Below are 13,641 nucleotides of genomic sequence, written 5' to 3' on the forward strand. Positions count from 1 at the left end.
TCCTCCCGAAGGGCTTCACCGCGTTGTTCGACGCAACTTCCGCTGTTCCCCCTGCTGTTCCCCCTGCCGCTCCCGCCGGCCTGTCCCGCTACGGCTGGACCGCTGAACTCGACCGGCTCTTCGCCCCGCTCGCCGAAGCGGGACTCACCCCCGGCCGGCTCGCCCGGGTCGACCGCGGCCGGGCCGACGTGCTGGTGGCCGACCCCGAGACCAGCGGCGTCCGCACGATTCGCGCCGACACCCGCCCGATCGCCGGCGCCGAGACCGTCGAGAACCCGTGCACCGGGGACTGGGTGGCGCTCGACCTGGCCGCCCAACCGCTGCCGGCCGTCGGTGCGTTGCTGCCGCGCACCACCGCGATCGTCCGCAAGAGCGCCGGCAAGGCCTCCGAGGGCCAGGTGCTGGCCGCCAACGTGGACACCGTGCTGATCGCCGTCTCGCTCGCCGTCGACCCCGACCTGGGCCGGGTCGAGCGCTTCGTCGCGCTCGCCTGGGAGAGCGGTGCCCAGCCGCTGGTCGCCCTCACCAAGGCCGACCTGGCGCCGGACGCCGAGTTCATCCGGGAGGACGTCGAGCGGGCCGCGCCCGGCGTCACCGTCCTGGTGGTCAGCGCCGGGACCGGGGCCGGGCTGGACGAGCTGCGGGCCGCTCTGGGGACCACCACGACGGCGCTGATCGGTCAGTCCGGCGCCGGAAAGTCCACGCTCACCAACGCGCTGACGGGTGCTGAGGTGATGACCGTTCAGCGCACCCGCGACGCCGACCAGAAGGGCCGGCACACCACCACCACGCGCGAGCTGTTCGCGTTGCCCGGCGGCGGCGTGCTGATCGACACGCCGGGGTTGCGCGGCGTCGGCCTCTACGGTGGCGAGGGCCTGGCCCACGCGTTCGCGGAGATCGAGGAACTCGGCGAGCGCTGCCGCTTCCAGGACTGCTCCCACACCACCGAGCCCGGCTGCGCCGTCCGGGCCGCCCTCGCCGACGGCACCCTCCCGCAGCGGCGGATGGAGAGCTACCTCAAGCTCCAGCGCGAGAACGCGTGGATCGCCTCGCGGACGGACGCCCGCCTGGCGGCGCAGCGCGCGCGCCTCTGGAAGCTCCGCAGCAAGGGATCCCGGGACCGCGTGCGACCGTGAGCGGGCGCTCCGGGCCGGGGTCGTGTGCCGGGGCCGTGTGCTGGCGCGGACCCGGCCCGGGGCTGTCAGCGGGGTGCCCTAGGTTTCTCGGATGACCAACGACGAGGAAGCCGTCTGGCGCAGGTTCGCCGATCTCCTGCCGCCCGCCGAGGCCGAGGAGGTCTACGACTGCTGGGTCATCGCCGAGTACGAGGCCGGACTCAGGACGCTGATCAGCGTCCTGACCGAGCGGCGGATCGCGATCGGTGCGGTGACCCGGGTCGAGATCGCGGTGGAGGCGGAGAGCTTGGGCGAGTGGCCCGAGCCGCTCGGGCCGCTGTTGCGCGAGGTGCTCGAGGCCGGCGCAGAGACCGGCGTTCAGGGTGGCGTGCAGCTGATCGAGCGCGTCGACCGCGAGCCGATCGCCAGGGCGGAGTACCTGCTGGTCCCGTGGATCGGCTGCGCCGCGTGCGGCCAGGTGCTCGCCCGCGCCCACGTCCTGGAGGAGTGGGGCAAGCTCTCGCACAACGCCGAGCAGTACCAGATCCTGGCGCCCGCGCTGGGCGCCACGGTGCGCACGTTCGAGTGCGACCAGGCCTGGGAGGCGTACACCGCCCTCGCCGAGTCCTGCCCCGGTCCGGCCGCTCCCGGTCCGGCCGCGCCGGGGGCAGCCGCGCCTCACACGGCCATGTCCGATTTCCGCTAGGTCTGCGCCCGGGCGGGGCGCAGACTGGACAGCGTGATCGATGACGAGACGCGCTACCGAGCCGTGGACAGCCGCGACGCCCGGTTCGACGGGGTGTTCTTCACGGCGGTGACCAGCACCGGGATCTACTGCCGGCCGAGCTGCCCGGCGGTCACGCCCAAGCGGGCCAACTGCACCTTCTACCCCACGGCCGCCGCCGCCCAGGGCGCCGGCTTCCGGGCCTGCCGGCGCTGCCGGCCGGACTCGGTGCCGGGCTCGCCGGAGTGGAACCACCGCGCCGACCTGGTCGGCCGCGCGATGCGGCTGATCGGGGACGGCGTGGTGGACCGCGAGGGCGTCGCCGGGCTGGCCACCCGGCTCGGCTACAGCGCACGGCAGTTGCAGCGGCAGCTGACCGCCGAACTCGGCGCCGGACCGATCGCGCTGGCCCGCGCCCAGCGCGCGCAGGCCGCCCGGGTGCTCCTGCAGACCACCGAACTGCCGGTCACCGAGGTGGCTTTCGCGGCCGGCTTCGCGTCCGTGCGGCAGTTCAACGACACCGTGCGCGAGGTGTACGACCGCACCCCGAGCGGTCTGCGGGCGGAGGTGCGCGGGCGGGCCGGGCGGCCGGGCGGTGCCGGCCCCGGCAGCCTGAGCCTGCGGCTGGCCTACCGCGGCGCGATCGACACCGAGCACCTGATGGACTTCCTCGCGCTGCGCGCCGTCCCCGGCGTCGAGGAGGTCGTGCCGGGACCGCGCGGTGTGCGCAGCTACCGCCGGACGCTCGCGCTGCCGCACGGGCGGGCCATCGCCGAGGTGGACACCCTCGCACCCGGCGAGCGAGCCGACCGCGGCTGGCTGGACTGCCGGCTCCAGCTGACCGACCTGCGCGACCTGACCACTGCCGTGCACCGGCTGCGCGCGCTCTTCGACCTGGACGCCGACCCGCAGGCGGTGGCCGAGCAGCTCGGCCGGCACGCCGCGCTCGGCCCGCTGGTCGCCCGCCGCCCCGGACTGCGCTCGCCCGGGCACGTCGACCCGCACGAGCTGGCGGTGCGGGCCGTGCTCGGCCAGCAGATCACCGTGGCCGCCGCCCGCACCCTGGCCGGCCGCCTCGCCGCCCGGTACGGCACGGTGCTCGGCGAGCCGAGTGGTGGCCTCACCGTGCTCTTCCCGACCGCCGAGGCACTGGCCACCGCCGACCCGGCCGACCTCGCGATGCCGGTCTCCCGGCAGAACGCGCTGCGCGGCCTGTGCGCCGCGCTCGCGGACGGCAGCGTCCGGTTGGACCCGGGCGTCGACCGCGAACAGGCCGCGGCACAGCTCCTCGCGCTCCGCGGCATCGGCCCCTGGACCGTCGGCTACCTGCGGATGCGGGCGCTCGGTGACCCGGACGTCTTCCTGCCCGGCGATGCCGGCGTGCGCCACGGCCTGCAGCGCCTGGGCCTGTCCGGCGACCCGAAGGCCGCGGCGCTGGTGGCGGCGGAGTGGGCACCGTGGCGCTCCTACGCGGTGCACCAACTGTGGGCGCTGACGGGGGAGTAGCGGGCTTGCGCGGCTCAGGCCGCGCCGGTCTCAGTCCTCGTCCGGTCCAGGCGCGGCAGCGCCGGCCAGGGCCTGGGCCAGCCGGTCCAGGCCCGGCAACGCCGCCATCACCGCGTCGTGGTCGGCCGGGGAGAGGGTGGCCAACGCACCGGCGATCCGGCGCTCGTGGGCGCGCTGCCAGTCCTCCAACTGCTGGTGGCCGGCCTCGGTCAGCGCGATCCGGGCGGTGCGGCGGTCGCCGGGGTCGGCCTGGCGGTCCACGAACCCCGCGTCCAGCAACTTGCCGACCAGCCCGCTGACGGTGTTCGGCGCCAAACGCTGCCGAGCCGCCAACTCGCCGACCCGCAGCGGCGCGGCCGCCAGCGTCTGGAGCAGCTCGACCTGCGCCATCGGCAGCGACTCCCACGGGTAGTCGGTCCGGATGCTGCTGCGCAACGCCCGCCGCAGCCGGGTCACCACGTCGGTCAACCGCTGGGCGCGCTCGATGGCCGGCGCCTCGTCGGGCCCGGCGGCGTTGGGCAGGTCGCTGGAAGGCGCAGGGCTGGACGGGGCGGGCATGGGGGACAGCGTATCCGGTCGGTCCTGGGTGGTTGCCGAGGCGGACACGGCAGCGCGCCCGCCGATCCGGGGTCTGCCGGGCCGGCGGGCGCGCTGCCGTGTGTCGAGGTGTGCTGCGGTGTTCTGCCGGTGGGCGGTCAGCTTCCCGGCGTCGGCAGCGGCTTCGCACCGCGCTCGGCGAGCATGCTGGTCATCAGCTGGATCTCCGAGGTCTGGGCGGTCACCATCGACTGCGCCAGTGCCTTCTCCACCGGGTTCTTCGCCAGGTCCACGTAGCCCTGCGCCATCGCGGCGCCGCCGGTGTGGTGCTGGACCATCAGCTGCAGGTAGAAGATCTCCGCCGCCGTGCCGCTGAGCTGCTGCAGCTGGGCGAGTTGGGCGTTGGTCGCCATGCCGGGCATCAGCGAGCCGTCGTGCGCCTGGTAGGGCGCCATCTTCATCCAGGCCATCGGCGCGGCCGCGGAACTCTGGCTGAGCCCCCACTGGTTGAGCCAGCCCATCAGCATGCCGCGCTGGTTGGCCTGGGTGTTGATGATGTCGAAGGCCAGCCCGCGCACCTCGGCGTTGGACGTCCGGTCCCGGACGATGAACGACATGTCGATCGCCTGCTGATGGTGCGTCGCCATGTCCCGCGCGAACCCCGCCTCCGGCGAGTCGGAGGCCGGTGCGGCCACCGCCGAACCCGACGCCGAGGACCCGCCCGCCACCAGGGCCGGCACGCCCAGGCAGAGCGCCACCACGGCTGCCAGCGCGGCCGGCCACCAGAGGGTGCGGCGGCGCTTGCCGGTGGGGGATGTGCCGAGTGCGGCCAGCTCGTCCGTCTCGCCGGTGCCCTCGTCCTCTTCGGGTGTCCGCGAGTCCGTCATCACATCTGCCCGTCGCTGCAGGACGCGCCCGGCTCCTGGGTCTGCGGGCCCTGGACGTACTTGGTGAAGAACTCGTTGACCCGCGGGTCCGAGGCGCTGTCCACCACCAGCTGGGTGCCCCAGGCGCTGAGCGTGATGGTGCCCGACTCGGTCGGGTACGGGCTCATCATCGAGTACGGGGTCACCTTGACCTTGTCCGACAGCGTCTTGACGTCGGCGGCGCTGGCCTTGGTGTTGTAGGTCACCCAGACCGCGCCGTGCTCCAGCGAGTGGACGGCGTGCTCGTTCTGCAGCGGCGTGGTGTAGACGTTGCCCATGCAGGTCTGCCAGACCGGGTTGTGGTCACCGCCGACCGGCGGCGTCATCGGGTAGTTGACCGGGGTCTGCACGTGGTTGCGGGTCAGGTTGCTCCAGGTCTTCACCCCGGGGATCGGCGCCTTCGCCGCGGCCACCTGCTTGTTGTGCTTGTCGTTGGCGTTCTTCACGATCAAGGTCGCGGTCACACCGGTACCGACGATCAGCACGGCCGCCACCGAGATGGCGATCAGCTTCATGCGCTTCTCGCGCCGTTGCTCCTCGGCCCGCAGCTTGGCGATCCGCTCGCGGCGGTCGGCCGCGTTCTGCTTGCCGCTCACCTTGTTGGTCTGCTTGCCGGTCTGCTTGGAGGCGGAACCCACGGAAATCTTCCTTGTCCCCGCCGGTGCGCTGGGCACGGCGGAATGAGGTGTAGCAGGGGAGGGAGACCGCCGACCGGACGTCCGGCGCACGCCGCGAGGTTCGCGGCGGGTGCCCGGTGCCGGCTCGGCGTGGTTCCGCTCAGGTCCGATTGACCTGGAGCAGGTGGAGATCGGGAGCGGGCGCCGTCGGCAGGCCCGCGCTCGTGAAGCCGCTCGCCGCCGTCGGGCGGAAGGTGGTCGGCAACGGCAGGCCGGCCGGGCCGGGTTGCGGCGGCGCGTTGGGCAGCTGCGCTTCCTGGCCGCTGAACGGATGGCTGGAACAGCCGTCACCGGGCCTGGGGCCCGGGCCGTCGACGGTGCACAGGGTCAGCGGGGCGGGGAACTGCGCGGTGGTGGCCTGCGGGGAGGTGGCGCGCGTGTGCGCGGCGTGCGCGGTGTGGACGGCGCGGGCGGTGCGGGTGCCAGGAGTGGCGTCGGTCGGGGCCGGCGTGCCGGGGGCTGCGTCGAGTGCCGGGCCGACCGTCGGTCTGCTCGACGGTCTGTTCGCGGGCCCGCTCGCCGGGCCGTTCGCCGATGGGGTCGCGGCCCGGGCCGAGCCCGCGCAGGGCAGCGTGACCAGCAGGGCGACCAGGAGACCGATCAGCGGGAGGACCAACGCCACGCCGCCCGGGTGGCCCGCGAATGCGGCGCTCCCCGGCTTCGGTCGGACAGGTCCTGGCGCGGTCATGCGCACATATTAATCAGCCGGACGGCTTAAGCGGTCCCCCCGATCGGTCGCTACTTTCGGATTAATTCAGCGGCTCCTCGCCTGATCGGCGCCTTCGAGGCGAATCACCGGACAGCGACCGGCACCGTGGGCAGAATGACGAGGTGGCCCGCGCCCGCAGGTGACGGTACGCACGCCAGCCGAGACGAGGAGCCGACAGATGACCGACCAGGGCGCCCCCGCGCAGCGCCGCCCGGACGACGGGACGCCCAAGGACGGTGCACCGGACGACGGTTGGTGGGCCCACGTGTACGAGGGACCGGCCGGTCGGCTGCCCGACACGCCGCGCGCCGAGGGCGGCGAGGGGAGCGTGGACGAGTGGTTCGACTCGATCGCCTCGGCGGTCGGGCTGATCGGCCGTCAGCGGCAGGCGGTCGGCGAGCCGGCGGGTGCGGTCGAGCCGGTGCCTGAGCCGGTGCCGGTGCCGGCGCCCGAGCCTGAGCCAGTCGCCGAGCCGGCGCCGTCGAAGCTCGACCTCACCAAGCCCGCCCGTCCCGAGCCGACACCTGCCCCAGCCGCTGCTCCGGCCCTCGTTCCCCCTCCCGCCACGCCCGTCCCCACCCCGCACGTCGGCTCCCGCCCGCCCACCTACGGACCCGAGCCCACCCTGCTCCCCGCCGCCGACCTCGAGCGGGTCGCCGCGGTCGTCCCCGACACCGCCCTCGACGGCGCCCAGTACCCGGGGCTCACCCTGCGCGCCGCCTCCGTGCGCGGCGACTCCGCCCGCTACCGCGGCGACCCGCGCACCGACGCGCTGCTGGTCACCCGCTTCGGCGAAGCCCCGGACGGCCTGCTGCTCGCCGTCCTCGGCAGCCGCGCCCGCCGCCCGGTCGACCCGCGCACCGACTCCGACGCCGCCGTTGCGCAGCCCGTACCGCCGCCGTCCGAAACCGTCCGCCAGGCGGCCGCGCACCTCGCCGAGGCGATCGGTCGCAGCCGCGCCGAGCTCGCCGCCGACCTGCGCGAGGGGGCCCGGGACCGGCTCCGCTACGGACTCCAGCGCCTGACCGCCGGTGCCGCCGCCGGCCTGCGCACGCTCGCCCCGGACGCCGGGTCGCTGCACTGCCTGCTGGTCTCGCTCGACCCCGAGGCCGGTCACCGCGCGGCCTTCGGTGTCGGCCCCGGCGGCCTCTACCTGCTCCGGGCGGGGCACTGGATCGACGCGTACGCCGCCCGGCTGCTGCACCACCCCGACGGCCCGGTCACCCTCCCCGAGCCGCGCCTGTTCCGGTTCCGATTGATCCCGGCCACGCCCGGCGACATCCTGCTGCTCTGCTCGCCGGGCCTGGCCGAGCCGATCGCCGAGGAGCCCGCGATCGGGCACTTCCTGGCCAGCCACTGGTCCCACCCGCACCCGCCCGGCACGGTCGACTTCCTGCGCCAGGTCCAGGTCCGAGCCAAGGGCTACGCCGAGGACCGGACGGCGGCCGCGCTCTGGACCGAGTGACGGATCGCGTACCGGGCCCAGTGGTGGGGCGTCACGCAGCCGCGTCGGTACCCAGCACAGCGGCCGCCACCGCCCGCACCTGGGCCACCGACCGGTCCCGTGCCACCCCCGGCAACCCGATCGCCAGCGGCACCGAGTACCCGTCCAGCACCGCCCGCAGCTGCGCCGCCCGCTCGTCGGCCGGCCCGGCCCGGAACTCGCCACGGGCCACCCCGTCCTCGATCAGCGCCGTCAGGTCCGCCTGCCAGGGCGCCTCGATCTCCAACTGCCCCTGCCGGATCTCCGCACTGGACGGCGAGCGCCCCCACACCTCGACCCACAGGATCCAGCGCGGATCCCCCGGCCCGTCCGCCAGGTACAGCTCCGCGTACGCCCCGAACCGCTCCCAGGCACTGAGCCCCGCCTGCCGCAGCGTCGCGCGCCGCCGCTCGCCCAGCTGCTCCTCGCTCCACCGCAGCGTCTCCAGCAGCAGCTGGTCCTTGCTCCCGAAGTAGTAGAGGAGATGCCCCGCGCTCATCCCCAGCTGCTTCCCGAGCCCTGCCATGGTCAGCTTCGCCAGCCCGTGCTCCGCGATCGCCCCCATCGCCACCGCCAGCACCTCCTCACGAGGGCGGGCCGGCCGCCGGGGACGAGGCTCTGCCATGCTGCGGGCTCCTTGCGGGGTGGGGGTGGAAAGCGTCCCCCAGCCTAAGGGGCGAGGTCAGCCGGGCCGCGGGCTCGGCTCGCCGGAATCCCTCTCACCCGATCGGAGGATGTCCGGCCGGACGCCGACGAACGATCACGGCCGCCCGCTACTTTGGCAGCACTTCGCACAGCAAGGAGGGCCGGCCGTGCAGTTCGTCACCCGCGCCGAATGGGGCGCCCAACCTCCCAAGCAGGACTGGACCTACGTGGCGAGCACCCAGGGGGTGAAGGTCCACTACGAGGGCGAGCCGGTCCCCGCCGACCTGCCCGACCATCACGAGTGGTGCGCGGGGCGGGTGCGGGACATCCAGGCGGCGCACATGTCCAATGCCACCCAGGGCTGGATCGACATCGCCTACACGGCCTTGGCCTGTCCGCACGGCTACGTCTTCGAAGGCCGCGGCCTGCACCACGAGAACGGCGCCAACGGCAACCAGCCCCTCAACCTCGCCCACTACGCGGTCTGCGCCCTGCTCGGCGACTCCGGCCTCACCCGGCCGACCGACGCGATGCTCGGCGCCCTGCTCGACGCCATCGAGTGGCTGCGGCAGGACGGCGGCGCCGGTCCCGAGATCAAGGGGCACCGGGACGGCTATCCCACCGACTGCCCGGGCGACCCGCTCTACGCCTGGGTGCAGGCGGGCGCGCCCCGGCCCGGTGGCGCCGCCGGCGCGCCGGCCTGGCCGGGCGAGTACTTGAGCGTCCAGGATCCGGTGCTGCAGGACGAGAACGTGCGCGTCTGGCAGCAGCGGATGAGCGATCGGGGCTGGTCGATCGGCGTGGACGGCGTTTACGGCGAGCAGAGCGCCGCCGTCTGCCGCCAGTTCCAGCAGGAGAAGGGCCTCACCGCGGACGGCGTGGTCGGCCCCGCCACCTGGGCGGCCGCCTGGTCCTGACATCCCCGTGTCCTGACGTCCCCGTGAGAGCGGCTGTCCGGGTGAAGGACAAGGGCTGGCGCTCTTCCTTTCCGCGTACTCGCCGAGTTACCACTGAGAGGAAGGCGCGGCCGGTTGTTCGGGCGCGCCACGGGAGGGAGCCAGACCATGAACGAGCAGGCAGCCGAGGGCGGTTGGTACGTCGACGACCGCTGCACCAACTGTGATGTCGCCCGGCAGCTCGCCCCCGGGCTGATCGGCGAGGTCGACGGTCGCTCGGAGGTGCTCCGCGAACCGCGGAACGCCGACGAACTCGGCCAGTTGCACGCGGCCGCACACGCCTGCCCCACCCGCTCGATCCGGCACTCCGCGCACGGCCTGGATCCGGAGCTGGACCCGTTCCCGCTCGCGCTCACCGACGACGTCCGGCTCTGCGGCCACAACTCCACCCACCTGGCCGGCGCCAACTCCTACCTGCTGCGCCGCCCTTCGGGCACCCAGATGATGATCGACACGCCCCGCTGGAGCGCCACCCTGGCCGAGCGCTACCAGGCGTTGGGTCCGATCACCGACGTCCTGCTCACCCACCGGGACCACGCCGCCCACGGCCGCCGCTACGCCGACCAGTTCGGCGCCCGCCTGTGGATCCACGAGGGCGACCTCGACGCGGCCCCCGACGCCGACCGCATCCTGCGCGGCACCGACCCCGTCGAGATCGCCGAGTCCGTGATCGCCCACCCGCTCCCCGGACACACCCTGGGCAGCGTGCTGTACGTCGCGGACGAGCGGTACTGCTTCAGCGGCGACAGCTTCTACTGGTCCCGCGGCCTGGCGGACATCGAGGTGGCCGAGAGCGTCACCTGGTACTCCATCGAGGAGTTGGCCGCCTCCCTGGCCCGCACGGCGGATCAGCTGCGCTTCGAGTGGCTGCTCCCCGGCCACGGCGACCGCAAGCACCTCCCGGCCGACGAGATGGCCCAGCGGATGCGCCAACTGACCGAGCGCAGTGCGGGGTTCAGGCAGCAGCCGATCAACTTCGGCGCGCTGCGGTGGTAGTGGGCGGCCGGCCGCGTCAGTTCCGCGGCCCGGCCGCGTCGTCCAGCGATCCGTACGTGGGCTTCCCGGCCCGCTCGTAGACGCAGTACTGCACGCCCGCGCCGGTGGCGCGGGACTCCGTGAGCGTCCAGGCGGCCGGTGCGGCGCCGTCCGTGAACAGCCGCTTGCCGGCGCCGAGGATCACGGGATTGATGAGCAGCCGGTACTCGTCGACCAGGTCGTGCCGCTGCAGGGTGTGGATGAGGTCGCTGCTGCCCTGCGTCATGATCACGCCGTCGAGCCGCTCCTTGAGCTGTGCGACGGACTCCGCGGCCTCGCCCTTCAGCAGACGGGAGTTGTGCCACTCGACGCTGTCCAGGGTGCGCGAGGTGACGTACTTGGGCATGGCGTTGAGCCGCACCGCGATCGGGTTGTTCTCGTCGGTGACGCGGGGCCAGTAGCCGGCGAAGATCTCGTAGGTCTTCCGGCCGAGCAGCAGGTGGTCGGCCGTCTGCTCGAAGACCGTCGTCATGAGGCCCATGAAGTCCTCGTCGACGTACGGGGCCTGCCAGCCGCCCTGCTCGAAGCCGCCGGAGACGTCCTCGCTCCGGCCGCCGGGGGCCTGCATGACGCCGTCCAGGGTGACGAACACGGTGACGATCAGTCTGCTCATGGCGCTGCCTTTCGGATCCGGAATCCACCCGTAACCCAGATTGACGCGAGAAACCCATCGCCGATCGCGCGACCGGCCGGTCGGGGGCCGATCGGATGTCGGATCACCACCGCGGACCGCGGCACCGCACGGCACCGCACGGCACCGCACGGCACCGCACGGCGCCAGCTTCGCGCACCCATGGCACCATCGCTGACCTGCTGGTATGCCAAAGTGGGCCAGAAGGACTTGAAGTGGCGCCACAGTGGTGCCACAGTGGAGTCATGGAACTCACCCAGTACGTCGAAAACCTCCGCCGCGAGCTGACGACCGCGGCCGAGGTCGGCGGCGAGGACGCCCGCGCACTCGCCGACCGGCTCCTCCCCGCGCTCGACGCCGCGGTGCGGCTCACCCTGCTGGGGGCGCTCTCCGCCGCCGCCGAGGAGATCTCCGCCGAACTCGCGCCCGGCCTCGTCGATGTCCGGCTGCGCGGCGGGACGGCCGCGTTCGTCGTGACGCCGCCGCCCGTGCCCGCCGCTCCGGCCGCCGTCGACGCCGTGGCCGGCCCCGTCGAGGTGCGGCTGCCCGTCGCCGAGGGCGAGGACGCCGCCATGGTCCGGATCAACCTGCGGCTGCCCGCCAACCTCAAGGCTCTGATCGAGGACGCCGCCGCCGCCGGCGGGCTCTCCGTCAATGCCTGGCTCGTCCGGGCCGCCGCCAGCGGGCTGGCCAACGAGGGCCGGCGGGCCACGCAGCCCACCCCCGCACAGAAGTCCGACTGGGGCGTCGGCCAGAGCTACAGCGGCTGGGCCCGCTGATCCCCGAACGTCACGACAGCACGGCACCCACTGACCGAAGCCATTGTGAGTAAGGAAACCCGAGATGTCGCTCTCGAGCTTCAACACCCCATCCCCGATCGCGGTCGCCCTCGACCTCTACGTCGCCGACGTCCGCCTCGCCGTCTCCGACCGCACCGACACGATCGTCGACGTCCGCCCCAGCGACCCGGACAAGGCCGCCGACATCAAGGCCGCCGAGGGCACCCGCGTCGAGTACGACGACGCCACCCGGACGCTGAACATCGTCTCCAGGAAGCGCCTCAACCGGTTCGTCGGCGTCAGCAGCAAGCGCCCCGAGTCGGTCGACATCGTCATCCAGCTGCCCACCGGCTCCGACGTTCACGGCACGGCCGGGCTCGGCGACTACCAGTCCGACGGCGCGCTCGGCACCGTCCAGCTCAAGACCGACCTCGGCACCATCCGGCTGGCCGAGACCGGGCCGCTGAACCTGCGCAGCGGCCTCGGCGAGATCACCGTCGAGAGTGTCAGCGGCCCCGCCGAAGTGCACAGCGGTTCCAGCGACATCCGCATCGGCACCGTGGACGGCACCGCCGACATCGCCGCCGGCAACGGGAAGGTGCGGGTCGGCGTCGTCGCCGGACCCGCGAACATCAAGGCCGCCAACGGTTCGGTGTCCGTCGACCGCGCGCTGTCCGACATCACCGCCGTCAGCTCCAACGGCGCGGTGCGGATCGGGGAGGTCGTGCGCGGCAAGGTGTCCGCCACGTCCAAGAACGGCGGCGTCGAGATCGGCGTCCGCGAGGGCAGCGCCGCCTGGCTGGAGCTGAACGCCGGGGTTGGCCGGCTCTACAACGAGCTCGCCGCCGCCGACGCCCCCCAGGCCGGCGAGCCGGTCGACAGGGTCGAGGTCCACGCCGGCACCAAAGTCGGCGACATCACCATCCGCCGTGCGCTGCGCCTGGACGAGGAGGTGTGAACACCGTGACCACCACGACCCGTTCGACCACCGCCGTCGCCGCGATCTCGGCCCGCGGCCTGCGCAAGTCCTTCGGCGAGAAGACCGTGCTCGACGGTATCGACCTGACGGTCCCGCAGGGCACGATCCTGGCCCTGCTCGGCCCGAACGGGGCTGGCAAGACCACCGCCGTCCACCTCCTGACCACCTACCTCCGTCCCGATTCCGGCGAGATCCGCATCGCCGGCCAGGACCCCGCCTCGAACCCGCAGGCGGTCCGCCGCGCGATCGGCGTCACCGGCCAGTTCTCCGCCGTCGACGGTTACCTCACCGGCCGCGAGAACCTGATGCTGATGGCCGATCTGCACCTGCTGCCGAAGGCCGTCGGACGCCGCCGGGCCGGCGAACTGCTGGAGCGGTTCGAGCTGACGGAGGCCGGGGACAAGCCGGCGTCGACCTACTCCGGCGGCATGAAGCGCAAGCTCGACCTGGCGATGACCCTGGTCGGCAACCCGAAGGTGATCTTCCTCGACGAGCCGACCACGGGCCTGGACCCGCGCAGCCGGCGCACGATGTGGGACATCATCCGCGCGCTGGTCGCGGCTGGGACGACCATCCTGCTCACCACCCAGTACCTTGACGAGGCCGACCAACTCGCGCACCGCGTCGCGGTGTTGGACGGCGGCCGGATCGTCGCCGAGGGGACGCCCGCCGAGCTCAAGGCGCGCATCCCCGGCGGGCACATCGAGCTGGCCTTCGCCGACCGCGCCGAACTCGACGCCGCCGCGACGGTGCTCGCCCCGACCGGCCGCGACGACGACGCGCTCACGCTCCAGCTCGCCGGCGACGGCCGCGTCAGCACCCTGCGGGCGCTGCTGCGGCAGCTCGACGACGCCTCGGTCGAGGTCGAGGCGCTCACCGTGCACACCCCCGATCTCGACGACGTCTTCTTCGCCCTCACCGGCAAGAAGGGAGCCTGAC

15 protein-coding genes are annotated in these 13,641 nt (G+C 73.5%); 9 read left to right on the forward strand and 6 right to left on the reverse strand.

What is annotated here, in order from left to right; all coding sequences use genetic code 11:
- The first annotated feature begins 23 nt into the window (after positions 1-23).
- From rsgA to ABH937_RS02165, 3 genes are all read left to right on the forward strand, one after another.
- Positions 24-1,136, forward strand: a complete 1,113-nt coding sequence (rsgA, locus tag ABH937_RS02155) for a ribosome small subunit-dependent GTPase A (protein WP_370216940.1) — start codon at positions 24-26, stop codon at positions 1,134-1,136.
- A gap of 91 nt (positions 1,137-1,227) precedes the next feature.
- Positions 1,228-1,821, forward strand: a complete 594-nt coding sequence (locus ABH937_RS02160; RefSeq protein WP_370216941.1) for a hypothetical protein — start codon at positions 1,228-1,230, stop codon at positions 1,819-1,821.
- Between the two features lie 33 nt (positions 1,822-1,854).
- A complete protein-coding gene (locus ABH937_RS02165; RefSeq protein WP_370216943.1) occupies positions 1,855-3,345 on the forward strand; it encodes an AlkA N-terminal domain-containing protein in 1,491 nt (496 codons plus the stop codon).
- Positions 3,346-3,375: 30 nt separating this feature from the next.
- Here the strand turns inward: ABH937_RS02165 and ABH937_RS02170 are convergent, their stop codons facing one another.
- The 4 genes from ABH937_RS02170 to ABH937_RS02185 all read right to left on the reverse strand — a co-directional run bounded on the left by ABH937_RS02170 (position 3,376) and on the right by ABH937_RS02185 (position 6,107).
- Positions 3,376-3,903, reverse strand: coding sequence for a MarR family winged helix-turn-helix transcriptional regulator (locus tag ABH937_RS02170; RefSeq protein ID WP_370216945.1), 528 nt, complete (start codon positions 3,901-3,903; stop codon positions 3,376-3,378).
- A gap of 137 nt (positions 3,904-4,040) precedes the next feature.
- On the reverse strand, positions 4,041-4,769 hold the full coding sequence (locus tag ABH937_RS02175; RefSeq protein ID WP_370216947.1) for a DUF305 domain-containing protein: 729 nt from the start codon (positions 4,767-4,769) through the stop codon (positions 4,041-4,043).
- Positions 4,769-5,446, reverse strand: coding sequence for a DUF3105 domain-containing protein (locus ABH937_RS02180; RefSeq protein ID WP_280687153.1), 678 nt, complete (start codon positions 5,444-5,446; stop codon positions 4,769-4,771). Before ABH937_RS02180 ends, ABH937_RS02175 begins: the two co-directional genes overlap by 1 nt.
- Positions 5,447-5,585: 139 nt before the next feature.
- Entirely contained in the window at positions 5,586-6,107 is a 522-nt protein-coding gene (locus tag ABH937_RS02185; RefSeq protein ID WP_370216948.1) for a hypothetical protein, read from the reverse strand.
- A 265-nt stretch (positions 6,108-6,372) separates the two neighbouring features.
- On the opposite strand from ABH937_RS02185, the gene ABH937_RS02190 reads away from it, so the two are divergent.
- A complete protein-coding gene (locus tag ABH937_RS02190; RefSeq protein ID WP_370216949.1) occupies positions 6,373-7,659 on the forward strand; it encodes a protein phosphatase 2C domain-containing protein in 1,287 nt (428 codons plus the stop codon).
- Positions 7,660-7,690: 31 nt separating this feature from the next.
- Here the strand turns inward: ABH937_RS02190 and ABH937_RS02195 are convergent, their stop codons facing one another.
- Positions 7,691-8,302, reverse strand: coding sequence for a TetR/AcrR family transcriptional regulator (locus tag ABH937_RS02195; RefSeq protein ID WP_370216951.1), 612 nt, complete (start codon positions 8,300-8,302; stop codon positions 7,691-7,693).
- Between the two features lie 187 nt (positions 8,303-8,489).
- Here ABH937_RS02195 and ABH937_RS02200 point away from each other — a divergent pair, with 187 nt between their 5' ends.
- Together ABH937_RS02200 and ABH937_RS02205 are read left to right on the forward strand one after the other, a co-directional pair.
- Complete coding sequence (locus ABH937_RS02200) at positions 8,490-9,239, forward strand: N-acetylmuramoyl-L-alanine amidase (RefSeq protein ID WP_370216952.1); 750 nt, start codon at positions 8,490-8,492, stop codon at positions 9,237-9,239.
- A 147-nt stretch (positions 9,240-9,386) separates the two neighbouring features.
- Positions 9,387-10,274, forward strand: coding sequence for an MBL fold metallo-hydrolase (locus tag ABH937_RS02205; RefSeq protein WP_280687158.1), 888 nt, complete (start codon positions 9,387-9,389; stop codon positions 10,272-10,274).
- Between the two features lie 16 nt (positions 10,275-10,290).
- On the opposite strand, the gene ABH937_RS02210 is transcribed toward ABH937_RS02205, so the two are convergent.
- On the reverse strand, positions 10,291-10,926 hold the full coding sequence (locus tag ABH937_RS02210) for a dihydrofolate reductase family protein (protein ID WP_280687159.1): 636 nt from the start codon (positions 10,924-10,926) through the stop codon (positions 10,291-10,293).
- Between the two features lie 263 nt (positions 10,927-11,189).
- Here ABH937_RS02210 and ABH937_RS02215 point away from each other — a divergent pair, with 263 nt between their 5' ends.
- From ABH937_RS02215 to ABH937_RS02225, 3 genes are all read left to right on the forward strand, one after another.
- Entirely contained in the window at positions 11,190-11,723 is a 534-nt protein-coding gene (locus tag ABH937_RS02215) for a hypothetical protein (protein WP_370216955.1), read from the forward strand.
- 64 nt (positions 11,724-11,787) lie between these two features.
- The gene (locus ABH937_RS02220; RefSeq protein WP_370216957.1) at positions 11,788-12,681 is read left to right on the forward strand and encodes a DUF4097 domain-containing protein; all 894 of its coding nucleotides are present in this window, start codon (positions 11,788-11,790) and stop codon (positions 12,679-12,681) included.
- Between the two features lie 5 nt (positions 12,682-12,686).
- Positions 12,687-13,640 (forward strand): ATP-binding cassette domain-containing protein, encoded by a 954-nt coding sequence (locus ABH937_RS02225; RefSeq protein ID WP_370216958.1) that lies wholly within the window; start codon positions 12,687-12,689, stop codon positions 13,638-13,640.
- Position 13,641: the final 1 nt, after the last annotated feature.

This window comes from Kitasatospora sp. GAS1066B (genome assembly GCF_041262605.1).
Lineage (GTDB): Bacteria > Actinomycetota > Actinomycetes > Streptomycetales > Streptomycetaceae > Kitasatospora.

Coding starts and splice junctions, on each gene's coding strand:
- ABH937_RS02160 (WP_370216941.1), top strand. CDS start 1,228: ATGACCAACGACGAGGAAGCCGTCTGGCGCAGGTTCGCCGATCTCCTG.
- ABH937_RS02170 (WP_370216945.1), bottom strand. CDS start 3,903: ATGCCCGCCCCGTCCAGCCCTGCGCCTTCCAGCGACCTGCCCAACGCC.
- ABH937_RS02175 (WP_370216947.1), bottom strand. CDS start 4,769: ATGACGGACTCGCGGACACCCGAAGAGGACGAGGGCACCGGCGAGACG.
- ABH937_RS02190 (WP_370216949.1), top strand. CDS start 6,373: ATGACCGACCAGGGCGCCCCCGCGCAGCGCCGCCCGGACGACGGGACG.
- ABH937_RS02195 (WP_370216951.1), bottom strand. CDS start 8,302: ATGGCAGAGCCTCGTCCCCGGCGGCCGGCCCGCCCTCGTGAGGAGGTG.
- ABH937_RS02205 (WP_280687158.1), top strand. CDS start 9,387: ATGAACGAGCAGGCAGCCGAGGGCGGTTGGTACGTCGACGACCGCTGC.
- ABH937_RS02210 (WP_280687159.1), bottom strand. CDS start 10,926: ATGAGCAGACTGATCGTCACCGTGTTCGTCACCCTGGACGGCGTCATG.
- ABH937_RS02215 (WP_370216955.1), top strand. CDS start 11,190: ATGGAACTCACCCAGTACGTCGAAAACCTCCGCCGCGAGCTGACGACC.
- ABH937_RS02220 (WP_370216957.1), top strand. CDS start 11,788: ATGTCGCTCTCGAGCTTCAACACCCCATCCCCGATCGCGGTCGCCCTC.